Source organism: Desulfosediminicola sp. (genome assembly GCF_048381775.1).
GTDB classification, from domain to species: Bacteria; Desulfobacterota; Desulfobulbia; order Desulfobulbales; family Desulfocapsaceae; genus Desulfopila; species Desulfopila ganghwensis.
The window spans coordinates 537,825-564,294 of the sequence record NZ_JBLXGE010000001.1; the positions used below are offsets into that span (position 1 = coordinate 537,825).

Genomic DNA, 26,470 nt, shown 5'->3' on the forward strand with positions numbered 1-26,470 from the left:
GTCAGGGCAGGTCAGCGTCTGCGACAGGATCAGAATCCTGCAACATGCCGTCGGCGACATTCACCCAGCCGCCTCCCAGTGCTCTGTAGACATCGATTAGGCTGACCAGGGTCGATGTCTGGTTCTGAACGTAATCGAGCTGGCTTGAGAAAAGACTGCGGTTGGCGTCAAGAACCTGGAGATAGCTGGTGGTTCCGGCATCGTATTGATATTTGGCCAGCCGTGAGTAGGTTTCCAGGGTACGGGTGCGACGACCTTGGGCCTCCTGACGCTCACGCCCCTTGGTGGTGGCTATCAGGGCATCCTCCACTTCCCGGAAAGCTGATAGTATCGATTGCCGATAGTTGTAGAGCGCTTCCTGCTGTGCAGCTTCGCTGGTCATGACCTGCCCTTCGATATCGCCAAAGGTGAAAATAGGGCCGAGTATATCGCCACCAATTTGCCAGATGGCAGAATCGCTGTCGAAGAGCCGATCCGAGTCGATACTTGATTGCCCAAAGGCTCCGGTGAGAGAGATGGTCGGGAAATAGAGCGATTTGGCGACACCGATACGGGCATTGGCGGCAATCAGCTGTTGTTCTGCCTGAATGATATCCGGTCGCTGTTCAAGAAGTTCTGCCGGAAGCCCTGCGGGAATAGCAGGAACGGTGAGCTGGCTGATGGTGTTACCCCTGGAGATCGGGCCTGGATTCTGACCGAGCAGAACAGAGAGCAGATGCTGCTGTTGAATTATCTGTGATTCGATTTCGGGTATGGTTTGCAGGGCGTCTTCGTACTCAGATTCAACCTGACTCACTTCAACCTGTGAAACAGTGCCATAGGTATGGCGATAATTAAAGATACGGAGTGAATCCCGGTAAGTATCAGCAGTCTCAATAGAGATTTCAAGTTGCCGGTCGAGCCCGCGCAAGATGATATAGTTGCTGGCGACATTGGTGACCAGACTGAGCAGTACGCTGCGACGGCCTGCTTCACTCGCCAGCAACTCTGCCCTGGCTGCTTCGTTTGAGCGGCGTATGCGACCCCAGAGATCAAGTTCCCAGCTGGCGCTGATAAGGCCTTGATAGTCACTGTACTCACCACGTGGCGGCGACAGGCCGGTATCTGTGTCATCCTGGCGGAAGGCGCTGCCCGAGTAACCTATCTGCGGGAAGAACTCTGAGCGGGTCGTGCGCAGTTGCCCGAGAAACTGGTCGACCCTGGCCATCGCAGCCCTGAGGTCGAGGTTGTTGGTAATTGCGGTCGCTATCAAATCATCCAGTACCGGATCATTGAATTGTCGCCACCAGGCTGTATCTATCAGTGCAGTTGCTGCCTCATAGGAAACTGTCCAGTCAGCAGGCGTATATACCTCGGGGCGTTCATAATCAGGGCCGACCGTGCAGGCAGCGGAAATGGTCAGCAGAAAAGCTGCAATGAGAAGGTTACGCATTGGGGGCACCTCCTTCCGGGCTTGCTGCCGTTGTCGTTGCTGGCTCAGGGCGCTTTTTTTTGCGACTGAACATCCCGGAAACATTTTCGATAATCACGAAAAACATGGGCACAAAGAATGAGGCCACCAACGTTGAGGCGAGCATTCCTCCAATCACGCCGGTGCCTATTGCATGCAGGCTGTTGGCACCGGCCCCGCTGGCAATGGCCATCGGTACGCAACCGAGAATGAAGGCCATGGAAGTCATGACGATTGGGCGAAGCCTCAGCCTGGCAGCTTCCACAGCTGAATCGACCACACTCATACCGGAGTGCAGGTTATCGACCGCAAATTCGATAATGAGAATTGCATTTTTGGCGGAGAGCCCGATCAGAGTTACCAGACCAACCTGGAAATAGACGTCATTTTCCAGTCCACGTATCATGGTAATCAGCAGTGCGCCGCAGATGGCAAAGGGGACGGCCATCATCACACCGATGGGCAGAGACCATTTTTCATACTGGGCTGCCAGGATGAGAAAAACCATGATCAGGCCGAACCCGAAGGCGGAGGCGGAGGTGCCACCGGCCTTTTTCTCTTCAAACGCCTGCCCGGACCATGAGTAGCTGTAACCGTCGGGCAGGACTTCATCTGCAAGCGCCTCCATGGCTGAAATAGCTTGGCCGGTACTGTAACCGGGGGCCTGGCTACCGGTGAGTTTAGCGGCAGGAAAGCCATTGAAGCGCGGCATCAATCCGGGGCCAGGTACGTAGCGAAGTGTTGCCAAAGCAGACAGGGGGATCATATCCCCGGTCTTGTTTGAGCGAACGTAGATCTGGTCGAAATCAGTCGGGTCATCGCGATATTGAGGTTCGGCCTGGATGATGACCTGCCAGATCCTGCCGAATTGCACATACTGGGCGACGTATGAGGAACCGAAGTAGGACTGCAGGGTATCATAGACATCGGAAACGGGCACACCGAGCAGTTCTGCATGATCACGATCGAGATCAAAGAAGAGCTGCTGCTGGGAGGCGGAGAACGTTGTGGCCACGCCAGTCAACTCCTTTCGCCCATGGGCCTTGGCAATAAAACCTTTGGTTACCCTTTCGAGATCCTGGGAGCTGCCGCTGCCCATATTCTGGATGTAGAACTCAAAGCCACCAGTGGTACCAAGGCCCGGTATGGACGGTGGGTTCAACGGTACCACAATGCTATCCTTTATCTGAGTGAATTGCATCATCAGCTGGTGAATGACGGTAAATGCACTGAGTTCCTCCGTCTGTCGCTCTTCATAGGGCTTCAGCGACGGAAATATGGCCGAGGCGTTGGTCTTGTTCTGGCTGTCTATCAGGCTGTAGCCGTCGACCTGGAACACCGAATCCACCGCAGGATTGGCGCGGAGAATTTCAGTCGCCCGGTTGGAGACCAGGGTGGTTCGCTCCTGGCTGGCCGCATCGGGCATGATATTGATGGTAAAGAAATAGCCCTGATCCTCTTCCGGCACAAAACTGCTGGGCAGAGTTTTAAATAAAAAGACCGTCGCCGCGACAACGCAGCAGAAAAGAGCAATACCTATGAACGTATGGTTAATGAGGAATTTCACCCCATTAATGTACAGATTGGTGATCTTGGTGAAGGTGTCGTTAAACCATTTGGCGAACCCTTTTTTCTCCTTGTGTTTATCTTTGAGGATCAGGGTGCAGAGTGTGGGGGACAGGGTAATGGCGACAACCCCTGAGATCACCATGGAGATGGCGATGGTAATGGCGAACTGTTTGTAGAGCGTTCCTGTAAGCCCACCCAGAAAGGCGACCGGCAAAAAAACCGAGACCAACACCAGCACGATGGCAACCAGCGCGCCTGTGAGTTCTTTCATAGTCTTGCGGGCTGATTCCTTGGGCGAGAGTTGGTACTCTTCCATGTTATGCTCAACACCTTCCACAACGATGATCGCATCGTCGACCACCAGGCCGATAGCCAGGATCATGCCGAACAGGGTGAGCATATTGGTGGAAAAGCCGAGGGCGTAGATACCTGTGTAGGTGCCGATTATGCAGATCGGTACCGCCAGGATCGGAATGACGGTGGCACGCACGCTCTGCAGAAACAGCAATACCACCAGTACCACCAGGACAACAGCCTCGAAAAAGGTGTGGACCACTTTTTCAATGGAGGCCTCGGTAAAGGTGCTGGTGTCGATAACCAGTTTGTACTCCATGCCATCCGGAAACCCTGGTGCGAGTTCTTTCAGCAGTGTTCGTACTTTTTCGGAAGTGGCGATGGCGTTGGCACCCGGCTGCTGATAAACGATAATGCCTGCGGCCTTCTTCCCTTCGAACTGGGTGACGAGAGAGTAATCCCTCGAACCGAGTTCGGCGTAGCCGACATCTCGCAGGTGGACGATGGCCGATTCCTCTGATTCGGTACGGATGATTATGTTATCAAACTCTTCCGGGGCGGTGAGCATTCCCTGGGTGGTGACAACGAAACTCTGTTGAACACCTTTGGTCGTAGGCGCCTGGGCAATCTGGCCAATGCCGAAGGCCTGGTTCTGGCTCTGGATGGCGTTGCGCACATCCGTGGCCGTGAGCCCCAGCTGGGCCAGACGATCAGGACGCAGCCAGATCCGCATGGCAATATCGGGCAGCGGAAACATACTGGAGAGGTTTGCACCCTGTATGCGTTTGACCTGTTCCAGCACGTAGAGATTTGTGTAGTTGGAGAGATAGGTCTGATCGTAGCGATCATCCTCTGCATAGAAAGCGACAACCATCATGAAGGCAGAGGAGCGTGTCTCGACAATAACGCCTTGTTTGGTTACCACTTCGGGCAGAGTTGGATTTGCCTGGCTCACTCTGTTCTGCACGTCCACCTGGGCCTGGTCCGGGTCGGTTCCCGGCTCGAAGGTCACGGTAAGGGTCATGTTGCCCGAGGATGAGCTGGTGGAAAGCATATAGCTCATGTTGTCGACGCCGTTTATCTGCGACTCCAGCGGTGCCGCGACAGTGTTGGCAATGACCTCGGCGGTGGCGCCGGGATAGGTCGCGGTAACCTGCACCGTGGGTGGCGCTATCTCAGGGTACTGGGCAATAGGTGTGGCACTCATTGAGACCAAACCGCCCAGCACGATGATGATGGAGATGACCATGGCGAAAACCGGCCGGTCAATGAAAAAATTCGCCATAAAGGACCTCTTCTAGTCCGATTTGGTTTCAGGAGCAGGAGCTGCTTCCGGTTTAGAGGCAGGAGGCTCACTGGCTATGACTTTCACCTGCATCCCGGGGGCGAGTCGCATGAAGCCATCGGTGATTACTACCTCACCTTCTGCCAGGCCACTTTCGATGATCCAGTCATCACCGGCCCATGGCCCAACAATTACTGGTCGCACCTCAGCGACTCCCTCCTCATTTACCAGAAAGACCACATGGCCGTTGGAGGTCTGCTGAACTGCGCGCTGGGGAACGACCAGGGCGTTGGCACGCTTTGACCCATGCAGTTCCGCTGTAACGAACATGCCCGGGCGCAACAATCTGTCCGGATTTGGCAGTTCCGCCCTGATCAGGAATGTCCCCGTATCCGGATTAAATGTGGGATCAATGAAGTTAAGTGTGCCGGTGTGGGGATATTTGCTGTCGTCACCGAGAAAGAGCTGAATGGTGAACTCATCGTTGGGCGGAGGAATGATCTTACCCGAATCAACATCGGTGTTAAATTTGGCAACCTGATTCTGGGAAATGCTGAAATTAACCCAGATCGGATCAAGCAGGGCGACATAGGTTAAATACCCTCCAGCACCAACACTCAGATAGGCACCTTCTCTCACTTTGGCTTCACCGCTCACCCCGGTCACCGGGGACTTGATCTCGGTATAACTGAGATTGAGATTTGCCTGTAGCAGCTGTGCCTCTGCCTGATGAACGTCGGCGCTGGCCGATTTAACAGCGCCCAACGCCTGGTCCAGATCAGATTTGCTTGCTGCATCCAGCTCGACAAGGGGCTGGATGCGTTTCAGGTTGACCTCAGCAGTCCATAACTGAGCCTGATTGTTTTCCAGAGCGCCCTTGGCCGATTCCACCTGGGCGAGGAATGGTTTCTGGTCGATCAGGAACAGGTCCTGACCCTCCTTGACCACTTCACCTTCCTCGTAGAGTATTTTTTCTAAGAATCCGTTGACCCTGGCGACAATATCGACCTGGTGGGCACTCTCGATCTGGGCCACAAAGGAGGCGCTTACCGGCACTGTTTTGGGCTTGAGGGTGATGGCATGCACTTCTGCCGGCGGCGTGGGGGCTGGGGGTTCTTCCTTTTCACAACCCAGCAACCCCAATGAGATTATGGCAGTGAAAAACACGCTGGAGGTTGTCCGGAAAAGCTTGGAGAATTCTCTCTCCGCAATCATGGCATGGCTCCTGGGATGAATCGATTCTTGTGAGATGTTGTGTCAGGCAGGTTGAGGGTGAGATTGCGGGCAATCCTTGTCATCCATTGTTTCACTCCACATCTGCCATATTGTACGCGCCTGATTTGTAATGCCCTGTCATTTTGCTGCATGGTATACGGTCTGATAGATTTCCTGTTCAGGGCCGGGGTAGCAGATTGGCAGTTCTGCATTGATATGGCTGGGTCGTTGCAGCATGCACTTCAACGACGCATCTACGTTATGCAAAGGCTGCTTAATGTTGATGTTTCAACACAGTCTGAACGGAAAATCATCAATACTTTTGTCTGTTGTACTCAGTGGGGACAGGTCGCTTCCCTGTTAGGTGAAACAGGTGGGAGAGTTTAAAATACAGGAGGTTCTCCCTCTTGAAGTATGCGTTAAAAAGGGGGGGAAATGCAAACGATGGATTGGGGGAGATTTGAGCCGGGCTTTGATTTTCTCCATGAGGCTGGTAAAAGAAGGTGGAACGATTGCAGTGAAGCCGGGGATGTAGATGATACGGGCGGAACTGCAGTGAGTGGCAGCGGAGCGCAGGGTTTGTGCTACGTGTATTCACTGTTTGGTGACCGACCGGCTGGGTAGAGCAATAATTGCATAAACCATGGAACAGGAGGGGCTATGGCACTGCTTTTTGCAACCGAAGAGTATGGCATCCCGATTACACTTGAGGCAGTCAGACTTGGAACAGATATCAATATATCAATACATGGTGGTGATAAGGGGCATATCGGTGCAGTTGCCCTGGCACAACCCCGGCCAAGCCTGGCGGACCCGGAGGTAACGCGTGCTTCAACTTCAGTTATCACCATTTGCGGCCACAAGGAAGACCGCCTTGCCTATGGTGTGGCCGAACAGATTGCTTCAGCGACAAACTGTGTGGTTGCAGTAGCCTGCGGTATTCATGTCGATAATGCAGATGCTGAGCAGATTCGGGCCATAGGCGAGTCGGTACGGAACCTGGTAGGGAAATTGCTGAATAGTCTGGGCGGTGCTGCCAGCTAAAGCGCGGCTGCTGAAGCGTTTTTCAGCAGGATAAGTGTGGTTATTCGCACAGAAACTCCATATCCTGCCGGGCAATTTTCCCGCCCTGGTCCTCCCCATGGTTATGTTTTTGTATCCAGTTTTCTATGTCGTCATATACCTGCCCGGCCTGCAGATCTCTGGTAAGCATGTGGTAGCCGTTTTCGTATAGAATAAAATGGTGTTCCGAGCTGCTGTCTGCCGGGAGAGCCCTGAGCATCTCACAGGTTGGGCTTTTCGGCACAATTTCGTCGTTTTTTCCATAGAGTATCAGGGCGGGCACGTCCAGCTGTGCAGAGGCTTCAAGGGCATCGGACATCAACAGGGTCAGGCCGTATATCGCATCCGCCCGCGCCCCTTTGATGACCAGCGGGTCTCTTCCCAGTGCGATCAGCATCTCGATATTATCGGAAGGCATGATGTCCATCCCTTTATTGGAAAGGTGGAACCAGGGGAGGGTATGGGCGAAAAACCACAGAGGGCAACGCTGATACCAGGGCATGGTGTTATAAGCCCAGATAGCGGGTGCCACCAGGATTATCCCGCGAACCGTACCTTCCTGCCGCAGTGCTTTAGCTGCCACCAGAGTGACAGCTCCACCCATGCTTTCCCCCAGGATGTAGAGAGGAATATCAGGGTATCTGGTCTTGATCAGATTAACCATGTTCAACAGATCCTGTACCATGGAGTCCGTACCATGCCAGTAGCCACGCCCTTCAGTTTCGCCGAATCCTCGTTGGTCATAGGCAATAAGACTGATATTTCTGCTTACGAGGTAATTGCCAATGTCATGAAAGGCGTTTCTGTAGTCATTGAAGCCATGTAGAGCAAGAACGATGGCTGCCGGGGGGGAGCTGCCGCTTTGAACAGCAACAGGCAGCAGGTACCCGTCCGGCATGATAGCTTGACCCATAAGGAACCTGGGCGGGGCCATAGATTCGTTGATATGTTCCTGGTATACGTATGGGCCAAGGCACCCAGAGAGGATCAGGCAACTCAAGGTGGGGAGCAACAGGTTTCTCAACACGCAGGAAATGATTGTGGCCATCATGTCTCCAGACGCTTGCGGGCATACACTTAGAATAGAATACAGGGGAGGGTTTACAGCTAGAATTATGTCCTAAAAGATACAGGCATTGCAAGGTAATGGCGAATTATGTGAAACGTTAATCCCAGGGAGGGCAGGACTGGCTGGTGAAATCTAATCGGCAATAAAGTGTGGAATGAAGCGGGAAGTATCTTGAGTGATACGGCTCCGCTCAATTTTCCTTCGATGCCTCGATTTGAGTGAAAATCGCAAGAGTCCGGCAGGCTCCCAGAATGGGGATACTCGCTACAGCTATTCTTCCACTCCTTTAATGCAGTTGGTAAGTGTTTGCCAGTAAATGGGTTCCCTCTCTTTTTTTGGAGCATTTTTCGTGGCGATGTCTGCCTGTATTACGCAGGATTGAAGCTGTTTTGCCTGTTGGTCGTCAGGGCTGGCTCCAAGTCCTGTAATGGTGGCGATATGGTGGATGGCATCCTGCATCGATTTGTTGGAACGTTGGATGCAGAGTTGATAGTCGTCACTGTTTTTTGTATTTCGCAGGCATCTGACGCTGAGTTGAGTTTGAAAGAGTGTTATGGCCGGCATGGTCAGATCGGGTTTGCTGACTTCATCAACCTCTGCTGCCAGGGTAACAGGGGCTGACAATAGAAGAAAAGCGATCAGCAGTAAGCGGAAGGAAGACATAGTAATCCCCAATAACTATGGTCATTTTAGACAGCCTGTGTCGTAACTGGAAAAGATGCTGAACTTAGTTCAGCATACTTGAAAATAAAGTTGAACTGAAGCGGGAGAACTGCCGGGCGTGAAGCCGCGGTAGATTGATGACGTTTAAATAGTATGGTCTCCAGGCTTGAAATGGATTGTTATACATGTGCCGTCAAATACCAATAGCTGCCCGCTGTGACAGCGACTGGCAAAAGAAGTATCAACAGAGTGGCAAGACAACCTGATTTCCCACCAGGGTCATGGTCGGGCGGCCTTTTGTCGCCAAAAAGAAATTCATCCTCTCCGGCAGCATCAGGGATATTGTCCAGAATATCGTCATGTTCAGACTTGGGCAGTTTTTGCTCTGACATGGGAACACTCCTTGAAGTGATGAATTTGGCAGAGGCAATTTAAAAAGCACATCCTGTCACGTTATTATAGCTGTTCGTGGGGACGAATCAACATCCCCATATGGAAAATGTTTGCACCAAGAGATGTCATGGAATCATCTTCGCTGAGATTTGGCTCGCCTCTCTACTGCTATTTGCATAGGCGTTACTAAGAACCGCTGATTCATAGGCATCTAAAGAATCGGGTTGGCGCCGAAGCAGCTTCATTGCCAGCCTTGTCACATCAGGGAAGAAGCGGGTGTCACCGAGTGGCTTGATGGTATCCAGTGCCACCTGATATTGGTTGTTTCTCATAACTAACAGGGAGAGGTCGATTCGCAGAACGATGTTTTCCGGATACTCGGTTTTGAATTCCTGTAGCTGTTGAATGGCTTCATCAGTTCTGCCGGTGCGTGGGAGTTGAATCGCACTGTCTATCCTGCTATTGAGGGTATCTGATGCTTCGAGCCGGCAAGACTGGATAATTTGCGACAGACAGCAGATGAAGAACAGAAGGTGGGCTGAACGTTGAAGATATAATCTTCCTGCCTCTGTATTTGTCATGTAATTCTCTTTATCCCGGTTGTGGAAGGATGACCCGAAGCGACAGGTAATAGAGATTGAATAGCGAGCCAAAAACGTATATAACTCAAAAAATATCCTGTATTACCAGTCTGTTCGCTTTTTTGAGAGTTCCATGGCGATGGTGGGGCTGAGAAACCCAGGTTGGAAATGAATGTTATGAGTTGTGCCCTGCAGTACCCGACGTTGTCCGTATAGGAAGAAAAACAGGCGTTTTTTCGAAGCTGGCGGCCAAGTATTGTACAGGTGCGTTATTTGTTAGGTCAGATCGAAATATAGCCATTGTTATGAAACGAATTTCCTCTATCGTCGTTCCTGTTCTCATTCTTTGTCTTTTTGTCATTCCCTTCTCATATGCGAGTGTAATTATCGGCAAGGTCACACATGTGGCTGATGGTGATACCATAACCGTCCGGGATTCGCTGAACCAGAAACACAGAATTCGCCTTTACGGGATTGATTGCCCGGAGAGTGGCCAGGAGTTTGGCCGGGAGGCAACCCGTTATGCCGCCCGACTGACTGCCGGTAAAAAGGCCGAAGTGATCAAGTATGATAAGGATCGGTATGGGCGTGTTGTCGGTGTGGTGATGGTTGACGGGGTGAATGTCAATCAGCGTCTCATAGAACAGGGTTATGCCTGGAAATACGGAAGGTATTGCAAAGAGCCTTTTTGCCGGGATTGGCGCAGGCTGGAAGAAAAAGCCAGAAATGAAAAAATCGGTCTCTGGAACGATGATACCGCGGTCGCGCCCTGGGACTGGCGCAGAAATAAACGGGATGGAAAACCTGGTGTTTCCAAATTTTTCAACCGTGTTGTAAGCAAAGGTGAGGCAAACCGAAGTTATAGCGGCAATGTGAACAGCCGGGTATTTCATGGTTCGGATTGTAAACATTATGACTGCAAGAATTGCCTGGAGAGTTTTACTGATCGTAATCAGGCGAAGAATAAGGGCTACAAACCCTGTAAGATATGCTCGCCCTGACCGGGATGGCACAGGGTTATGGTGTTTAAATAGAGAAAGACTCTGTATTTTTCGGATGTATGCTGAATACGCCGCTCCAGCATGAACCGATGAGAATTTCACCTCACGTGTTTGTAACTGAATCGGCTAGAAATGTTTTTTTGACTTTATATGAGAGGGATTATGTTATCAGCTGTGACCCATGTTCCATCACCCGCCCTGCAGGATTGTGAGCTGACTTTTGTCGAAAGTGAACGTATCGATTATGAACAGGCAGTGCTTCAACACCGCAACTATTGCAAGATGCTTGAGCGCTGTGGGGTTCGCGTAATAATATTAGAGGAAAACAGCGTGCTTCCGGACAGTGTCTTTGTGGAGGATCCGGTTATCGTTTTTGATGAGGTTGCAGTTCTCACTTCCATGGGGGTTGAGTCACGCCGCAAGGAACGGGCCACCCTGAAAGAATTTTTCAGCCGCCATCGACGGGTTGAGGAAATTAATCTGCCCGCCAGGATAGAGGGTGGAGATGTGCTGAAGATCGGTAAACGGGTATTTGTCGGCGAATCGCCCCGAACGAATATCGCAGGTATCCGGGCCCTGGAGCACATTATTGCTGGTTATGGTTATAGCGTGACCCCGGTAAAAGTGTCTGGCTGTCTGCATCTTAAAACTGGTTGCACCGCCCTGGACGAGTCGACAATTATCATCAACCCTGCCTGGGTTGACAGCAGCGCTTTTGCTGAGTTTAAACATATCAATACGTTGCCCGGGGAACCGTTTGGGGCTAACGTGTTGCGTCTGAGTGGTAATGGCTGTGACACACTGTGTATGAATGAGGCCTTTCCGCAAACTATCGATCTGGTTGGCTCTGGCGGGTATAGTCTGGTTACTACGGATATATCTGAGTTTGTAAAGGCCGAGGCGGGGCTTACCTGTATGAGTGTACCGTTTCTTGCAGTGTGAGCTGATTTGGCCCCCTGCAGGATGCCCTTAATTCCCGTTTAGCAGCAATGTCAGTAGCAGCGCTCTGTCTATCACGCTTCGCCGTAAAATAAATTCAGATTTCAGACCATTGAACCCACCCATGGGGCCGAGTCCGTCTATTCGGGGGATATCTATGGGGATATTACAGATATCCGCGGAGTTCCAGCGGTGCTCTTCGATGATCGTGCTGTCGATACTTTTAGAAATCCTCGATAAGCGGGAGAGTAGTTCTTTGCTCTGGTCACTGGCGGATAGTGGTTGACGGTTCATTCCACCTTCAAGTTGACTCTGTAAAATCTTTGTGAGCTTCCTTGGTAATGTTGTAATTTTTCGTATACGCTGATCGATTTTTTCGAAGTTCTCGACAGTATTGAACCTGACGCTGATTTTGGCTGAGCCGTATGCGGTTATCTTGAAGATATTGGAATGAAAATTGGCACGGTAAGGGGCAATCACATTCTCTTGTTCACTGTCTCTGAGATCAAGTATTGAACTGATGGTCCCAAAGAACTGTTTAGAAGCTAAAGCAACATTTTCAGAGCAACTTGAATCAATCAGCCTCGAACTGTAGTGGTATGATGCCGACCCAGATCGGCTGGTTATGACGCTGCCATCGGTGCTTCCCCCATGCAGGCCGATGACATGACGTGCTTTCAAGGCTTTCTGGGCAATGAGGTTTTTGGAAAACCTGCCGGACGCAGAAGAGTCTGTAATTACTAAAATACCTATTTTAATTTTCTTTAACGACTTGATAAAGCGGAGAGCCTGCAGCGCCGAGAGACAGGTAACAATACCTCCTTTATTCTCCCAGATGCCGGTGCCATAGAGTCGGTGTTCAGTGGCCCGATAACTTTCATGACGTTCCATTGGCACCGAGTCATCGACAGGCATGAGGAGCAGATAGTCAAGGTCATCCCCCATGGAGTTCGTCAGATACATAAGATTGCCGACTTCAAATTGAGGGTAAATCTCACTGGTGAAATTCAGTTGCGCAAGATGACTTTTCAGAAATTCCGTGCACTTGTTGACGCCTTCGGTGTTCCGTGAATATGTGTTTGTATCTATGAGCTTTTCAAGCATTTCCTCGGTGTTTTGCTGGCGACCCCGCAAGAAGGTGCGCAGGCGGCTTGCCAGGGGTGATTTTCTGGTTTTCTCATTGGGCAGGGAAGAAAGAAGCGGGGCGGAGAAGTAGCGCACAGTTGCGACGTCGAGCATTTTATTCACCAGTGAACAATAGTCGTAACCAGCAACTTTCGCGGCTGCCACATATGAGCCGCCTTGGCCGAGACTCGCCATTGAGTTGATCTCAAGCAGATAGATGTTGCCGCTGGCATCTACACGGATATCCACCCGTGCAAAGTCTCTCAATTCAAGGGCGTGAAAGGCGCGACAGCTGAAGTCGGTAAGCTTGTCGGCGAATTCCTGCGGGATCTCTGCCGGACAGATTTTGCGCCGCGGCTTTCTCTTTTTGTCATCTTCAGTCTGGATCGCGTCCGGGTCTCCCTCAAGGTCAAACTCCAGAACAGGGAATGCCTCGGCGGGTGAATTTCCCAGCAAGCCAACAGCAAACTCCCTGCCAGGTATAAACTGCTCCACGAGGGCCTGTTGCTGGTATTCGGTGACAATAAAATGTATGGATTCCCGTAATGCGTTTTCATCATAGACGACTTTCAGGCCGAATGAGACGCTCTCCATTTTGGGTTTTACAATTACTGGATATCTGACGTCGGATAGAACTTCGCTGGATGAACTAAAAACCCAGAAATCGGGTGTGGGGAGTCCTTTGTTTTGCCAAACCACCTTGGTTATTACTTTGTCAAGCGCGAGCGCATGGCCTGATGGAGTCGATCCGACATATGGTATTCCAAGCATTTCAAGCATTGAAGGGAGATGGGTGTATCGGCTTTCGCCCTGAATGCCGTAGGCCATATTGAAGACCATCCCTATCTGTTCGCCATTAATGGTGCGTGGCATAAAGTTCTGCAGTCGCTCTATAACGTACATATTGCCGTCTATGATCGCCGTATCATGACCGGCAAGTTCAAGACAGTGAGCTACGTTTTTAACATTTTTCTGGGAATAGAATTCCTTGTTCTGCATGCCAAATTTATTCAGCACGCCGGTAAGGTCCATATTGTATATAATTGCTACTTTCATTTGCTCTTCTCCAACGCCAGGGTTATGCAGGCACCCCGCACATCTTAAGAAAATTCCTCACCATGCGGAGGCCAGGTACTCCTGAAACTTCCGGGTGAGATTGGAAACCGTAAATGGGTTTTTCCTTATGCCGAATTATTTCGTTGGGAGTCGTGTCTGACTCAGCCAGGGCGATAAAATCCGGGGAGATCTCAGAGACGTGATAGGAGTGTCTTTTGATCAGACTGATCTCTGTTGTGCCCAATCCTTCGAATATCGGGTCGTCGTGGATGATTCGGATGGTCTCCTTTTTCTGGAGGTATTTTTCCAGCTTTTTTATTCGCCCCCGGTATGCCGCCGCGATTATCTCATGGCCCAGGCAAAAGCCGATTGTTGGTACGTCAAAGTTCATAAGGGCCACAAAATTGGTGGTGAGGTTCAGGGGTTCGTATGGATTGCCTTTGCCACCTGAGAGAATGATCCCATCGATCTCGGTTTTCGCAGAAAGCGTTATGGGTTGATTATGATCAAAAAACACATAGTCAAAGTCTTGTTCAGAGAGATACTGTCGTTTGAATTTCTTAATGAAGCTTGACTGGTTGTCGATTATGAGGATCATTTCATTTCCCTTCATTGCTGATGTCTGACTGTCGGATGCAAATGCTTAAGAGCAGTTCTCCGGCCTGATGCAAGGAGGTTTGCAGCGACCAATCAAGGAACAGAAATACCAACGGGAACGGGTTGTATCGATAACAGGGGATAGAGTGAGTGCTCAATCTTTGATTGACGTATCAGCCACTTTATCAACCCTGAGAACACCTATGCGACCTTTCCCGGGGCACAACTGACTGTTGCTGTTTCATGATACTATTTTATCGCAAGGAGTCGGGTTAGGTGGAGCAGTTTTACGGTAAAGGCAAAATTAGCAAATGGTAGACTTGAAGGGGTATTATCAGAATTATTTTTGGAGTTTCACACTATCGTCTGTTACCGGGAATGGTTTTGTATTCAGATCAATTGATTACCCTTGACTCTGAACCTCAAACCTGAACAGCAGGTTGTATCGGTGTAGACGATGGTGATTTCAATACACATGATATTGATGCCGGCTCATTACGTTCAGGGACAATGTTGATCCTGGGGCCGGATTAGTTTGCCATGGGAGGTGGGGCTATGAAGTTTCCAGAAGATTTCCTCTGGGGAGGGGCTATCGCTGCCAATCAGGTGGAAGGTGCGGTCAATGCCGGCGGCAAGGGGCTATCCACATCGGACCTCCTGCCCCGTGGGATATTGCAGCCACATGAGAAGCCTGATCAGAAAGGGCCGAACATTAAAGATGTGGCCATTGATTTCTATCATCGCTTTCCTGAAGATATTGCTCTGTTGGCCGGAATGGGATTTACCTGTCTGAGAATGTCCATAGCCTGGAGCAGGATATTCCCACAGGGAGATGAGAGCGAGCCCTGCGAGGCGGGGCTCGCGTTCTACGATCGGGTCTTTGCCGAGCTGGAGAAATACGGTATACAGCCGTTTGTTACACTGTCGCATTACGAGATGCCATATGGCCTGGTGGAGAAATATGGTGGCTGGGCTAATCGCAGGTTGATAGGCTTTTTTGAACGCTATGCAGAAGTGGTTTTTCAGCGCTATTCCCGGCAGGTAAAGCTTTGGCTCACATTTAACGAAATCAACATGTCGCTGCACGCACCTTTCACCGGGGTTGGTTTGGCTGAAGAGGCAACTGAACAACAGATTTATCAGGCAATTCACCATCAATTGCTGGCAAGTGCCAGGGTGGTGCGGCTTTGCCACGCTATCATCCCCGGGGCAAAAATAGGCAACATGCTGCTCGGTGCCATTGCCTACCCGCTGAGTTGTCATCCTGATGATGTTATTGCCACCATGCTCGAAAACAATAAATGGCTTTTCTTCGGGGACGTGCAGGTACGTGGCCGTTATCCTGGGTATATGTGCAGGTATTTCAGGGAAAACAACATCGACCTGGAAATGGAGGAGGGTGATCTGGCTGAATTGGCAGATGCGAGCGTGGATTTCATTTCTTTCAGTTATTACGCAAGCCTCTGTGCCAGTGCTGATAGCAGCAGGAAAGAAGTCGGCAATATCGTTGCCGGGGTGCCAAATCCGCATCTGGCAAAGAGTGAGTGGGGGTGGCAGATCGACCCCAAAGGAATACGGTACTTGTTGAATGTATTGTATGATCGCTATCAGAAACCCTTGTTTGTGGTTGAAAATGGGTTGGGTGCCAGTGATGTTATCGATGATAACGGCCAAATCATAGATGATTATCGCATTGCTTATCTAAACGATCACCTTCTGCAGGTTGCGGAGGCTCTTGCCGACGGTGTTGAAATTATTGGTTACACAAGCTGGGGGCCGATAGACCTGGTAAGTAACTCAACTGCTGAGATGAGCAAGCGTTATGGGTTCATTTATGTCGATCGCAATGATGACGGCAGCGGCACCATGCGTCGAATTAAAAAGAAAAGCTACTATTGGTACAAAGAGGTGATTGGTAGTCGGGGTGGGGCTTTACGAAACCTGAGTTGATAAGAACTCTGTGCCGGGCCGGACGAGAGCGGGCTACGTAGGGGGATGTGTAAAAGAGACCTTGCCCATTTTCGCTTGTGCTGGGATGACCTGCACGGGAGAGAAGGGGGCAGCATCACCAGTTTTTGGGGAGCCTTTTCAGCAATGTTGTTTGTCTCAGCCATTGTCACTATTGGCGAGTATTTCCAGGATCCTGCGATTGAGCTCTTCAAGTGAGTTTTCTTCCACAACTTCGGCAAGAGCAGTATCGATACGAATGATTCCTAGTGAAAGGCTGCCCTAACAACAATGGGCCTCTAACCTTATGGTTGAAGATTTATGCAAGGGTAATCAGCAAAATTGCATGGGAAATTCTGGAATTGCTATTGTGGTAAAGCGCAGAGTGATGGCGTTTAGGCCGGGGCCAATCAGCCACAGGGAACTGTTTTCGAAGACAGAAATAGTGATGATCAATGGCAGCGCCGCGGCTCCTGCAGGTCTGAAAGAAGGGGTACACACCACAATGATCACCACAACTGATCTCCATGGCAGGAGTTGAATGGAGAACATCACCTTTAAAGTACGCGATCAACGTCCACCTGCGATTTTTCAGACAGAGCCCTTTAACTCATTGATGCAGGAAATGTGAAGAAGCTCACAATCTCCCCCGGTGCCACTGTCCGCGCTGTCTTCAAGTGCTTATGTACCACGGGTGCCATTTTCTCCTGAAACGGTGATGTATACGGTTTAAAATGGGTTGTAACTATATCTTTTTCGGTGAAAATCGACCTGTCCTGACAAAAAATAACATCGTAATATTTTTCAGGGCGGGTATTATGGTACTCGGAATCGGGCATGGGTGAGTCGAATTTGCGGTTCTTGTGGAAAAAGGTGTAGATTAACAAGATTGTACTTTTTTCCCGCAATCAACTGTACGTGGAGTTTAGCAGGGCAGTGTAGGGGACGGTAATCCTGCAAAATGCTATGCGGGAAAGCGGAAGACCAGGTGAGGTTCGCCTGGTCTTCCGTCTTTTAAAGGCTGCCTCACATCTTATTGCTGTTCATTCCAGATCTCTTTCTCATTTTTTCAAATAGAATCAATTTCAAATCCCTAAAACCTGACAGGCGTACGGCATCTGCCCGATCTCGTTTCGCCTATTGTAGCACCAACCACGCCCACCACCAGATAGGCATTTTGATATAACTTTACGGCTCGCCGACAGTTGAGGAAAAGGGCGCTGAGGTAAGTTGAACGGCAATTGGTTCACCTTTTTCAAAAGATGCGCGGTCGGCAGGAATGATCAGGTAGCAACACGGTGGCATAAGTTTACTGGCTTCTTTCACTTCGCATCTGCCGTTATTGAAAGAGAGTATGCCACCTTTCAATTGCATTACTCCGGGCCGTTTAACAGCAAAGTCATGGGTGAGGTGGGCCTGGATCGTAATGGGATAATGCTTTACAATACCCTGCATTTGCAAGAGCGCCGGACCGACGATACAATTCATCAGGGCCCGAACGGCGGTCGGTGGTCCAGGCAGGCCGAAGAAGAGAGTGCGTGCCAGGGTGCCGCAGAGGGTGGCTTTGCCGGGGCGGAGGTCCAGCCCGTTATAGAGTACATCGCCACCGGTATTTATAAACGCCTGTTCTATAAGGTCATACTTTCCGGGACCCATGCCGCCGGTGCTGATCACCAGATCATAGCGATCGTAGGAGAGTTTGTCGATGATGGCCGCAAGTTTATCCGCTGAATCATGCACTGTGCCAAGATAGGCAGGAACAGCGCCAAACTGACGGATAAGGCCATCAAGCAGGTAACGATTTGAAGAGACCTTAAGCCCGGGATGCAGCTCCTGAGGGGTGTCGACCAGTTCACTGCCGGTGCAGAGATAGCCGACCCTGGGCCGGTTGTATACTTCAATATCCTCACAACCCACAGCTGCCAATGTACTGATATGATCAGGCAAGAGTACGGTCCCCGCCTGGACGACTTCAGCCCCGGCTGCAATCTCCGAACCCTGCTCCTGAATGAAGGTGTTGCGGCGTTTGAGCGCGGCAAGAGGGACTTCGATCCCTCTTGAAGTCTCGACACAGTCTTCCTGAGGCAGTACCCGTGTTCCACCTTTGGGCACCATGCCGCCGGTCATGATTCGTGAGGCTTTCTCAGGTTCCAGCGAGGGCGGTGCAATTCTTCCTGCGGGGATCATACCTGAAACCGGGAAAAAAACAGTCTCGCCAACGTGTTGTCCATAATCACCAATAACGTAGCCATCCCGAAGTGATTGCCTGAACTCCGGTTGTGGAACAATGGCCTTGTGCAAAGAGGCGGTAACCCGTGCCAGAGCGGCCTCAAGAGAGACACGTTCACTGCCGAGAGTGTTAATTTTACAGGCTATTAGCTGCTGACACGACTGGAAATCCATAGTAGGCTGCTCCACTGACTTCGGCTACTTTTTTATCGAGGTTGTATATCGATAGCCTGAAATGGCTAACAGATTTTTGTGCATCATACCCAGATTGGCAGTGGTACGAAACAGCCATTATCTGCCGGCCACTCGAAAAGAGAGCGAAGTTCTTCTTCCAGTAAAGGATATGACCGAGGCCGTTCGTTCGTTTATCGGCGAAAGCTACAACGATATCAATTGCTATGAGCTGCTGGTCAAGGGACTGCGGCAAATGGATATTCAGTATGGCTGGAATCGTCGGTAGTGACCCTGGGTAGACTCGAGCCCTCGCGTATCGTTGCTCAATGTGACCCTGCTGCGCGAAGCTTTTCGAACAACCCGTTCAAAGGCCGGGGCTGATTGAGCCAGGCGCGAAACTATCCTGTCCAATACATTGATTATTCAGGAAAAAAACTACTGAAGAATCTAAGTGGGTTGAGGGGCCTGGGGCGGTGTTGTAACAATTTGTAAAGATTGTAATAATCGTAATTCAAGTGTGTTGGTCAGACCCTTGCCGGTGCTTCCTGTACCTCGAATTATATTGCAAAAACCATACGTTATCGTATAAAAGGAATCTTGGCATTTAAGGATTTTATATACCAGGTACGCGAGCTGTCACTGGTTCTCGTCAGGTGAAGATTTCCAGTTGTGATGAAGGAAAAACGGAGAGAAATCATGTCCCTCAGAAAGTTTGGAAAGATCAAGAGTATTTTCAGCGCCCTTGTTCTGTCACTATTGGTGACCGGAGCTCAGGCAGCTGAGACCATCAAGATAGGTATCAACCTGCCGCTCAGCGGGGGGATGAAGAATCTTGGAAGCAACAGCCTTGAAGGTGCGAAAATTGCGAAAGATGAAGTTAATGCGCAGGGGGGACTGCTCATAGGTGACAAGCGTTATCTGGTTGAATTTGTGGAGGGGGACAACCAGTCGAATGTGGAGGTGGCGGTACGTGAAGCGCTTTCCCAGATAAGCGGTGAGAATGTATTGGGTATCGTCGGTCCCATTATCAGTTCCATAGCTATCCCTGTCGGCGGTATCAGCGAATCGTTCAAAATTTCCATGATTTCTCCTACTTCCACAAATCCGAGAACCACCCAGAAGAGACCGTTTGTTTTTCGCGCCTGCTTCCTTGACGATTTTCAGGGTGAAGTGATGGCACGGTTTGCGACCAGGGACCTGAAGGCTGAGAAAGCCGCGGTACTTTTTGACTTTGATAACGCATACCCCAGAGGGTTAGCAGAGTTTTTCAAGCTTTCTTTTGAGAAGGAAAAAGGTGAAGGTTCGGTTGTTTTTGAAAGTTGGGAAAGCGATGCGAGCGACCTCTCCCAGCAGATAGCCCGGATAGTTGAATCTGATGCGGATGTGCTCTTTGTTCCGCAATACTCCAGTGAGTTGCCCAATATCTTTAAACAGCTCGAGGCAGGTGGTTGGAGTAAGCCTGTGCTGGGCGGTGATGCCTGGGAAGCATCTGATCTTCTTGAGATATGTGGAGAATCCTGTAAAGGGCAATACTTCAGCTCTCACTTTGCAGCACTTGGTGCCAAAGGAATGGCCGGGGACTTCGTCAAGAAATTTAATGAGGTGAATGGCTCAACGCCTACCGCATTCGGCGGCCTGGGCTACGATTCCGCCAAACTGTTAATGGAGGCGATCTCAAGAATAGATGGTTTCAGCGGTAATCTTTTTATCGATCGCGCCAAGATCAAGGAGCAGATGGCGGCGATAAAGGATTTCCAAGGGGTCTCGGGTGTGATCAATATGAACCCAAGTGGTGACCCGCTGAAAGGTGCCGTCATTATCCGCATCACCGATACCGGTGAGTTTGAGTCCTACACCACTGTGAATCCGTAATGCACAAAAACAACAGGGGCCAGATCTTTCAGCTGGACTCGATAAAACTAAGTGTTGACAAGTTGCCGGCTTTCTATAATTCTTAGGTGACTGATTTTTAAACCAGCAAATAAAACAGGTAACAGACTTTGATTATGCATACTATTTCTTCTTCCAATAACTGGTGTATCTGGCGCAATTGGCGTAACTGGCGCGGATACGTCGACGGAAGTTGGTAGTGGCATAGTCTCTTTAGTATGCATTGATATAAGGGCCCTTGTGAACCGACTTCAGGTTTGCAAGGGCCTTTTTTTTTCTCCCTTACCATGCTTTTAAGGGAGAAAACGAGGTCGGGCAGATCCTGAAGAAAAGACGGAATCAGGTCGCTTTTCGGGCGCATGAAAATCATCTATCAGGAGAGCAAAATGAAAACCATTCTCGAACGCCTTACCTCCGGTTCGACCCCGTTCTGTATAATCCAGAAGCAGGACAGTGAAGAGATTCTTATCGTCACCGGTGAGACCGCCAGCTACCGTAACATCAAGGATATTCCCCGACAACATGGTGCAACAGGGAACGGCAGGGTGTACGACACCATCAGTGTGGTGCCGTTTTGCCAGATCCGGGAGCGTGGCTATGTGGTCCGTGATGGTGGTGAGGAGATCCTGACCATCAAGATTCACGAGCAGTATGAGGTTGATGCCGAGGAGTTCATTGGCCAGCTGCCCGTGGAGGAGATTCATCTCGACGGGGAGATAAAGTACGAAACCAGTGAGGAAGAGTACGGCAGGATAATCAGAAAAATTGTCGAGGATGAGATTGGTAACGGCGAGGGGGCCAATTTTGTTGTGCCAAGAAATGCCAAAGGGCAAATTAATGACTTTTCGGTGGCTTGCGGTCTGACAATTTTCAAATCACTGCTCGAAAACGATTACGGAACCTACTGGAAATATATCTTCTATAACGGTGAGCGATTCTTCATCGGCTCCACCCCTGAGCGACATCTGCTGGTGGAAGGGGGAAGGGTGAAAATGAACCCGATCAGTGGCACCTTCAGAAAGGGTGGCGATTGGGCGAACAGAAAAGAGTTCAAAAAGGATCTGCTCACTTTTCTGACCGATCAGAAAGAGATCAACGAGTTGTTCATGGTGGTGGATGAAGAGCTGAAGATGATGGCCAAGATGTGCGATCGTGGTGGTGCCATTGTCGGCCCTCTGCTCAAAGAAATGTCACAGCTGATCCACTCTGAATATCTGCTGGCGGGGGAGAGTGACAAAGATATCTTTGAGCTGTTTACCGATTCGATGTTTGCCGCCACTGTAGTTGGCAGCCCGGTGGAGAGTGCCTGTAAAATCATCGCCAAATACTCTGATTCATCCAGAAGGTACTACGGTAGCGCAATGATGCTGGTTGGCCGGGACCAGGATGGTGAGGACTTTCTCGATTCTCCAATCACCATACGTACAGCGGAGATAAGCATTGATGGTAGTATGCACTTAAGTGCCGGGGCGACCCTGGTCAAAGATTCCGTGGCCGAATCTGAGGTACTGGAAACCAAGGCCAAGGGTGCAGCTATTCTCTCCTCAATTGTCAATCCCGGCAAAAAAGAGCAAACCCAGCCGCTGTTGATGCGCCTTTACAATGATGACGAGATCGTGGAAACCATGGTCCAGCGTAACCAGAATCTTTCAAATTTCTGGTTCTTCAAACAGGAGACCGGTGACATCGCCGGCAGTAATGGTGAGCGGGTGAAGATAACTATCATCCACAACGAGGATGATTTTGTCTATATGCTACGTCATATGTTCAGCTGCATGGGGATTACGACCCATGTAGTGCGCTATGATGAATATGATTTTACCAAAGATGAGAGCGATATAACCTTACTCGGGCCTGGTCCGGGTAACCCCAACGATGCGGGTTCCCCAAAAATCGCCAGGAATCTGGAGATCGCCGGCCAATTAATCAGCTCCGGGAAAAAATCGCTATTTATCTGCCTTGGCCATCAGATTCTCAGCCGCAGTCTCGGGCTTGAGGTGGCGCGCAAGGAAAATCCCCTTCAGGGCTCCCAGGTCAGAATTAATCTGTTTGGCCGTGAGGAGCTGGTTGGTTTTTACAATACTTTTGCTCCTAAAGTGCCCTTGCAGTTACCCGAGCAACTGCAAGGGCAGGAGATAGCCACCTTGCCTGAACTTGGAGAAATTGTCGGTATCAAGGCAGAAAACTTTATAGGTTACCAATTCCATCCTGAATCTCTGCTAAGCAAAAACGGCTTCTCAATTCTCCACACCAGCGTGAACCACCTGCTTTCGAAAAAGTAAATCAGCAAAAGCTGTTGTTTAGCTGCTTCGATAAACTCCCCTTACGACATCAGCACCGGTGACGATAGAGTCATCGGTACTGATGTTCGGCCAAGTAATTCAAAATATTCGCTGGCTGATCATTCTTGATGCCTGACTTCTTGATTGGGTAGCGTCAAATTGCTTCTAAGCCAATAATCTTACCACAAACCGGCTGTAATCTGTCAATTCCCGACGAGCGTTTGGTCTTTGTCTCTGTTCGTGGAGGTGAGCGGGAATGTGGTGCATCGTTGCCAATGCGGATACGACGACCCTGAAGTAAATGAATATTGTGGAAAGGGCGGAAAACTACTGCATGACGTAGATGTAGAACCGGATCTTGAAGTGAAAATCCGAACCATCATAGGCAGGCAAAGAGGTAAAGGTTTCAGGGATAAAAGAGTGGCGAGTACAAAGCTTTCCGGATTTGGGATCAACTTCACTCAATCAGAAAGGGCTCCGGGTGAAGGTGGATGAATGTACTGGTTCGTTCCCTGGCTGAATATTATACTTGCAGCTGTAAGGGCAGCCCGATTCTTCAATAGAGTAGAAACATGTCTTTTGAAATCGATGATGCCGAAGCGGCCGGGCTATTTGCGGCGCAGAGGCAACTTGTGCAGTTATGCTGGTAGATGCGTTCATCGATAGGTCAGCGTGATTCAGATAAGTTAATCGCCGCTACCATACCATTGCTCAGTTATGGGGAGGATACGCGTCTGTAACCCGGCCTATGGCGCTGTCCCGGGTTACGTGTGGTAATTTGTCGCAAATGATTGCCCGGGCGTCCGGTTAAGGACGTTCCCCCGAAGTCTCATCAAGCCATTCCAGAAATCTCTCCTTTACCCGCCTGGAGAGAATCCGATCAAACTTTTCCCGGTCATGAAGAAAGAGACTGTGGCGAATTGAGGTATATGGGCTAAAGGTCTTGTCGGGATTTTCCTGGAGAAATTTTTCCCGGTATTCTCTCACTGTTTTCAGGTTTTCGATGAGACATTTATGCAATTCAGATTTCTGAAACTCTTCATCCAGGCGCAGAATATCGTGTACGAAGCCATCCACCTTATAGTCAACGAATTCGAAATCACGGAAGAAATGCCCGGCAATCCTCAGGAAATTAAAGGCATTCAAGCTTTTTGCATGGGATGATATTCCGGCTTCGTCAAGAGCCTGCCTGGCGTCATCGATCAGGTCTGTAACCGGTTGCACAGTCTCCTGTTGGATCAGGGCTGTGGTGGCATTCCGGATCTCTTTGAATTCACGATCGGCAAGTTCAAAAAGTGCGGCAAGAATATTGATCCTTCTCTTAAGGTCGCTGGGGATTGATTTTTTGTACTTTATCTTGTGGTCAAGTACGCTCCAGGCATCCTGGATAAGGGACCGGATCTGTACTTCAAATGAGAAGCCTGCATATTGGTGATACTTAGGCAGCCCGGCCATTTCGTCATTGAGGGCAAGATCAAGATGAAGCCCTTTGTAGCCAAAGGAATGTTCAGTGCTCTCCATTGAGGAAATCTTATCAGTCACATCAAGTACTTTGAAGTGCTCCTCCAGCAGCCGATACACCTGGTCGATCTGATCTTCATAGAGGCAGACAATGCGAATGCCGATGAGGTCTGAGATGAAGTCTTGTATTTCATACGGATGCTCGGCCGCTTCTACCTGCCGCAGGTATTTACGATGGAATTTTTTAATACATTCTTCCCTGCTCTTGATTCGTCCTTCAACCTTTGGAATTTCACCAACATTGACGTTGTCGAATCGTTTGATCTGGGCATTGATAATGTTGATATAGCTGTTCATCGCTTCCACGAGCAGACGGCGATTGCTGTCGTAGAACTGCCTGAAGTTAACTTTTTCCGTTTCGAAGTCTAGTGATGCCATGGTGTTCTATTATATGAAAATCTTCTTTAGCGGCCAATCTGTTGAGTAGCTGTATAGAGAATAATATATGAATTGTTTTAGACCCAACGCAAAATAGTTCGTCTTTGAGGAAATTACTACCTGCAACTCCAGTCGCTCAAGTTTGGTTTTGCGGGGCAGTTGACAGATATTAAAAGCGGGTCAGTGTTAGGATACCAGTTTTGGGGCCGAAAAAGAGCACACAGTTCGTTTCTTAATGTACTCATTACCTGCAGAAAAGAAGTATCAGCCCAGGTCGTCTTATCCAACCGCCGGGGCTGTGACTTCCGGCTGATGCTGGGGAATGATCCCTTTGGTACTCAGCTCGGCTTCCAGCTCTGCCTGTTTCTGGCGACGTTGCTGGGAGGCGAGCATCCACTGTTCGTTCGTGGCGAGAACTTTGTAAACCCTAATTGTCGCGTTGTAATGTTTCGACTTCAGGATCTTGGGGTGGGCAAAAACAAATTTTTGTCTGGTATATTTGTAGGTCGATGCAGAAACACATATCTGATCGCCGGGGCAGGCTGATTCGAGTCGTGATGCCAGGTTTACGCCGGTGCCGAGGACTGTGTAATCAAAAAAATCTTCTGAGCCAATTGTACCGGCAACCACTTCGTCAGTGTTTATGCCTATACCAAGCTTAATATCGACATTGAGCTTGGTCTTATAGGCTTTCTTGAGTTCCTGCATGGCTTTCTGCATCTCAAGCGCGGCATTAAGAGCTTTCTCTGGGTGATTATCAACGGGCTCGGGATTGCCCCAGACAACCATCATTGAGTCACCGATCAATTTATCGACAGTGCCTCCATGGGTCTTGACGATAGTGATCAGCTTACTGAAGCAAACTCTCAGCATGGTGATCACTTCCTCTGCGGGGATAACTTCACACAGTTTGGTGAAGCCGCGAAGGTCGGCGAACATGATGGTCACTTCTTTTCTCTCACCGCCTTGCTGACAAATATTGGGATTTTTGATCAGCATGTCAGCTACGGACGGTTCGACATAGCTGTCCAGAGTTCTTCGTATGCCCTCTTTTTCTTCAATGAGAAATGCTTCTTCCCAGCCAAGCACACGAATTATAGAAATGATGCAGCCCATCAGCGGGGCGATGATCGGTACATAAACGGTACTGTCCGATGCGTAGGAATAGGCGAGCAGGATATAAAAGAACCAGATGATAGTTGTATAGAGGATGCCTTTGTTTGCTCCTTCTTCAGTAATAATAAAACCCGGCATGAAGGTGTGAAACATAATGATGAATATCATTATAGGAGCAGGCAGAGCAACGAGATCGCCGGGATTCACCCTGGTGATCAGCAACGCGTCGAAAGTGGCAAACTTATCGATGTACTGCAGGGCGCAGAGGGTTGCTCCTATTAGCAGGGAGACCCAAAGAAACATTTTCAGTCTGGAATATTCGTTTTTCAGGTGTAAGTCCATACGCACCGATATGGTTTAGTTTCATGCAAACATTGATATTAGCGAGATTCGGGCAGGACACCTGTCCATATCCGAAAATAGCTCTATGTCATACAACTTACTGAATTTCTCAAATATTCCCCTGCATCAAGTTAACGGAAGGTGAAGCTTACTTCAACTGGAAAAACAATATGAAGTAATTATTTTAGCTATTTAGGCGATGTGCGAGGTCAGGGTGTAGCCCTTTCAAGATGTGAGACATATCTTTTAACATTATGATATAACGACGTATGTTAGAAGAGGGGATCGGTGA

At 49.6% G+C, this 26,470-nt stretch carries 21 protein-coding genes; 9 read left to right on the forward strand and 12 right to left on the reverse strand.

The window, feature by feature from the left end:
* Window position 1 precedes the first annotated feature (1 nt).
* Genes ACN5NT_RS02340 through ACN5NT_RS02350 form a run of 3 tightly spaced genes read right to left on the reverse strand, consistent with a single transcriptional unit; the run spans window position 2 to window position 5,813 of the window.
* On the reverse strand, window positions 2-1,432 hold the full coding sequence (locus ACN5NT_RS02340; RefSeq protein ID WP_419174349.1) for an efflux transporter outer membrane subunit: 1,431 nt from the start codon (window positions 1,430-1,432) through the stop codon (window positions 2-4).
* Window positions 1,425-4,598, reverse strand: coding sequence for an efflux RND transporter permease subunit (locus tag ACN5NT_RS02345; RefSeq protein WP_419174350.1), 3,174 nt, complete (start codon window positions 4,596-4,598; stop codon window positions 1,425-1,427). Before ACN5NT_RS02345 ends, ACN5NT_RS02340 begins: the two co-directional genes overlap by 8 nt.
* A gap of 12 nt (window positions 4,599-4,610) precedes the next feature.
* Complete coding sequence (locus ACN5NT_RS02350) at window positions 4,611-5,813, reverse strand: efflux RND transporter periplasmic adaptor subunit (protein WP_419174351.1); 1,203 nt, start codon at window positions 5,811-5,813, stop codon at window positions 4,611-4,613.
* A gap of 435 nt (window positions 5,814-6,248) precedes the next feature.
* Between ACN5NT_RS02350 and ACN5NT_RS02355 the strand changes: the two genes are divergently transcribed.
* The gene (locus ACN5NT_RS02355) at window positions 6,249-6,437 is read left to right on the forward strand and encodes a hypothetical protein (protein WP_419174352.1); all 189 of its coding nucleotides are present in this window, start codon (window positions 6,249-6,251) and stop codon (window positions 6,435-6,437) included.
* Window positions 6,438-6,473: 36 nt separating this feature from the next.
* Window positions 6,474-6,857 (forward strand): hypothetical protein, encoded by a 384-nt coding sequence (locus ACN5NT_RS02360; RefSeq protein ID WP_419174353.1) that lies wholly within the window; start codon window positions 6,474-6,476, stop codon window positions 6,855-6,857.
* Window positions 6,858-6,897: 40 nt separating this feature from the next.
* On the opposite strand, the gene ACN5NT_RS02365 is transcribed toward ACN5NT_RS02360, so the two are convergent.
* From ACN5NT_RS02365 to ACN5NT_RS02380, 4 genes are all read right to left on the reverse strand, one after another.
* Entirely contained in the window at window positions 6,898-7,923 is a 1,026-nt protein-coding gene (locus ACN5NT_RS02365; protein WP_419174354.1) for an alpha/beta hydrolase, read from the reverse strand.
* Between the two features lie 291 nt (window positions 7,924-8,214).
* Entirely contained in the window at window positions 8,215-8,607 is a 393-nt protein-coding gene (locus tag ACN5NT_RS02370; RefSeq protein WP_419174355.1) for a hypothetical protein, read from the reverse strand.
* A gap of 179 nt (window positions 8,608-8,786) precedes the next feature.
* Window positions 8,787-8,999, reverse strand: coding sequence for a hypothetical protein (locus ACN5NT_RS02375; protein WP_136797469.1), 213 nt, complete (start codon window positions 8,997-8,999; stop codon window positions 8,787-8,789).
* A 126-nt stretch (window positions 9,000-9,125) separates the two neighbouring features.
* The gene (locus ACN5NT_RS02380; RefSeq protein ID WP_136797468.1) at window positions 9,126-9,581 is read right to left on the reverse strand and encodes a hypothetical protein; all 456 of its coding nucleotides are present in this window, start codon (window positions 9,579-9,581) and stop codon (window positions 9,126-9,128) included.
* 305 nt (window positions 9,582-9,886) lie between these two features.
* Between ACN5NT_RS02380 and ACN5NT_RS02385 the strand changes: the two genes are divergently transcribed.
* Window positions 9,887-10,582, forward strand: a complete 696-nt coding sequence (locus ACN5NT_RS02385; protein WP_419174356.1) for a thermonuclease family protein — start codon at window positions 9,887-9,889, stop codon at window positions 10,580-10,582.
* A gap of 162 nt (window positions 10,583-10,744) precedes the next feature.
* The gene (locus ACN5NT_RS02390; protein ID WP_419174357.1) at window positions 10,745-11,524 is read left to right on the forward strand and encodes a dimethylarginine dimethylaminohydrolase family protein; all 780 of its coding nucleotides are present in this window, start codon (window positions 10,745-10,747) and stop codon (window positions 11,522-11,524) included.
* A 27-nt stretch (window positions 11,525-11,551) separates the two neighbouring features.
* On the opposite strand, the gene ACN5NT_RS02395 is transcribed toward ACN5NT_RS02390, so the two are convergent.
* Together ACN5NT_RS02395 and ACN5NT_RS02400 are read right to left on the reverse strand one after the other, a co-directional pair.
* Window positions 11,552-13,702 carry an ATP-grasp domain-containing protein gene (locus ACN5NT_RS02395; RefSeq protein WP_136797465.1) on the reverse strand — a complete coding sequence of 717 codons (2,151 nt, stop codon included), beginning with the start codon at window positions 13,700-13,702 and terminating at the stop codon, window positions 11,552-11,554.
* Window positions 13,703-13,724: 22 nt separating this feature from the next.
* On the reverse strand, window positions 13,725-14,300 hold the full coding sequence (locus ACN5NT_RS02400) for a glutamine amidotransferase-related protein (protein ID WP_167495761.1): 576 nt from the start codon (window positions 14,298-14,300) through the stop codon (window positions 13,725-13,727).
* A 554-nt stretch (window positions 14,301-14,854) separates the two neighbouring features.
* Between ACN5NT_RS02400 and ACN5NT_RS02405 the strand changes: the two genes are divergently transcribed.
* Window positions 14,855-16,249 (forward strand): glycoside hydrolase family 1 protein, encoded by a 1,395-nt coding sequence (locus ACN5NT_RS02405; RefSeq protein WP_419174358.1) that lies wholly within the window; start codon window positions 14,855-14,857, stop codon window positions 16,247-16,249.
* 343 nt (window positions 16,250-16,592) lie between these two features.
* Window positions 16,593-16,787, forward strand: a complete 195-nt coding sequence (locus ACN5NT_RS02410) for a hypothetical protein (RefSeq protein WP_419174359.1) — start codon at window positions 16,593-16,595, stop codon at window positions 16,785-16,787.
* 647 nt (window positions 16,788-17,434) lie between these two features.
* Here the strand turns inward: ACN5NT_RS02410 and ACN5NT_RS02415 are convergent.
* Complete coding sequence (locus ACN5NT_RS02415; RefSeq protein ID WP_419174360.1) at window positions 17,435-18,649, reverse strand: molybdopterin molybdotransferase MoeA; 1,215 nt, start codon at window positions 18,647-18,649, stop codon at window positions 17,435-17,437.
* Window positions 18,650-18,710: 61 nt separating this feature from the next.
* Between ACN5NT_RS02415 and ACN5NT_RS02420 the strand changes: the two genes are divergently transcribed.
* The 3 genes from ACN5NT_RS02420 to ACN5NT_RS02430 all read left to right on the forward strand — a co-directional run bounded on the left by ACN5NT_RS02420 (window position 18,711) and on the right by ACN5NT_RS02430 (window position 22,821).
* Window positions 18,711-18,935 (forward strand): hypothetical protein, encoded by a 225-nt coding sequence (locus ACN5NT_RS02420; protein ID WP_136797458.1) that lies wholly within the window; start codon window positions 18,711-18,713, stop codon window positions 18,933-18,935.
* 410 nt (window positions 18,936-19,345) lie between these two features.
* Window positions 19,346-20,521 carry an ABC transporter substrate-binding protein gene (locus ACN5NT_RS02425; RefSeq protein ID WP_419174361.1) on the forward strand — a complete coding sequence of 392 codons (1,176 nt, stop codon included), beginning with the start codon at window positions 19,346-19,348 and terminating at the stop codon, window positions 20,519-20,521.
* A gap of 404 nt (window positions 20,522-20,925) precedes the next feature.
* Window positions 20,926-22,821: a chorismate-binding protein gene (locus tag ACN5NT_RS02430; RefSeq protein ID WP_419174362.1), complete on the forward strand. Its 1,896-nt coding sequence runs from the start codon at window positions 20,926-20,928 to the stop codon at window positions 22,819-22,821.
* 807 nt (window positions 22,822-23,628) lie between these two features.
* On the opposite strand, the gene ACN5NT_RS02435 is transcribed toward ACN5NT_RS02430, so the two are convergent.
* Together ACN5NT_RS02435 and ACN5NT_RS02440 are read right to left on the reverse strand one after the other, a co-directional pair.
* Window positions 23,629-24,720 (reverse strand): GTP pyrophosphokinase, encoded by a 1,092-nt coding sequence (locus ACN5NT_RS02435; RefSeq protein WP_419174363.1) that lies wholly within the window; start codon window positions 24,718-24,720, stop codon window positions 23,629-23,631.
* A gap of 279 nt (window positions 24,721-24,999) precedes the next feature.
* On the reverse strand, window positions 25,000-26,178 hold the full coding sequence (locus tag ACN5NT_RS02440) for an adenylate/guanylate cyclase domain-containing protein (protein WP_419174364.1): 1,179 nt from the start codon (window positions 26,176-26,178) through the stop codon (window positions 25,000-25,002).
* Between the last annotated feature and the right edge of the window lie 292 nt (window positions 26,179-26,470).

Coding starts and splice junctions, on each gene's coding strand:
- ACN5NT_RS02340 (WP_419174349.1), bottom strand. CDS start 1,432: ATGCGTAACCTTCTCATTGCAGCTTTTCTGCTGACCATTTCCGCTGCC.
- ACN5NT_RS02345 (WP_419174350.1), bottom strand. CDS start 4,598: ATGGCGAATTTTTTCATTGACCGGCCGGTTTTCGCCATGGTCATCTCC.
- ACN5NT_RS02350 (WP_419174351.1), bottom strand. CDS start 5,813: ATGATTGCGGAGAGAGAATTCTCCAAGCTTTTCCGGACAACCTCCAGC.
- ACN5NT_RS02355 (WP_419174352.1), top strand. CDS start 6,249: ATGCAAACGATGGATTGGGGGAGATTTGAGCCGGGCTTTGATTTTCTC.
- ACN5NT_RS02360 (WP_419174353.1), top strand. CDS start 6,474: ATGGCACTGCTTTTTGCAACCGAAGAGTATGGCATCCCGATTACACTT.
- ACN5NT_RS02365 (WP_419174354.1), bottom strand. CDS start 7,923: ATGGCCACAATCATTTCCTGCGTGTTGAGAAACCTGTTGCTCCCCACC.
- ACN5NT_RS02370 (WP_419174355.1), bottom strand. CDS start 8,607: ATGTCTTCCTTCCGCTTACTGCTGATCGCTTTTCTTCTATTGTCAGCC.
- ACN5NT_RS02375 (WP_136797469.1), bottom strand. CDS start 8,999: ATGTCAGAGCAAAAACTGCCCAAGTCTGAACATGACGATATTCTGGAC.
- ACN5NT_RS02380 (WP_136797468.1), bottom strand. CDS start 9,581: ATGACAAATACAGAGGCAGGAAGATTATATCTTCAACGTTCAGCCCAC.
- ACN5NT_RS02385 (WP_419174356.1), top strand. CDS start 9,887: ATGAAACGAATTTCCTCTATCGTCGTTCCTGTTCTCATTCTTTGTCTT.
- ACN5NT_RS02390 (WP_419174357.1), top strand. CDS start 10,745: ATGTTATCAGCTGTGACCCATGTTCCATCACCCGCCCTGCAGGATTGT.
- ACN5NT_RS02395 (WP_136797465.1), bottom strand. CDS start 13,702: ATGAAAGTAGCAATTATATACAATATGGACCTTACCGGCGTGCTGAAT.
- ACN5NT_RS02400 (WP_167495761.1), bottom strand. CDS start 14,300: ATGATCCTCATAATCGACAACCAGTCAAGCTTCATTAAGAAATTCAAA.
- ACN5NT_RS02405 (WP_419174358.1), top strand. CDS start 14,855: ATGAAGTTTCCAGAAGATTTCCTCTGGGGAGGGGCTATCGCTGCCAAT.
- ACN5NT_RS02410 (WP_419174359.1), top strand. CDS start 16,593: ATGGGAAATTCTGGAATTGCTATTGTGGTAAAGCGCAGAGTGATGGCG.
- ACN5NT_RS02415 (WP_419174360.1), bottom strand. CDS start 18,649: ATGGATTTCCAGTCGTGTCAGCAGCTAATAGCCTGTAAAATTAACACT.
- ACN5NT_RS02420 (WP_136797458.1), top strand. CDS start 18,711: ATGGCTAACAGATTTTTGTGCATCATACCCAGATTGGCAGTGGTACGA.
- ACN5NT_RS02425 (WP_419174361.1), top strand. CDS start 19,346: ATGTCCCTCAGAAAGTTTGGAAAGATCAAGAGTATTTTCAGCGCCCTT.
- ACN5NT_RS02430 (WP_419174362.1), top strand. CDS start 20,926: ATGAAAACCATTCTCGAACGCCTTACCTCCGGTTCGACCCCGTTCTGT.
- ACN5NT_RS02435 (WP_419174363.1), bottom strand. CDS start 24,720: ATGGCATCACTAGACTTCGAAACGGAAAAAGTTAACTTCAGGCAGTTC.
- ACN5NT_RS02440 (WP_419174364.1), bottom strand. CDS start 26,178: ATGGACTTACACCTGAAAAACGAATATTCCAGACTGAAAATGTTTCTT.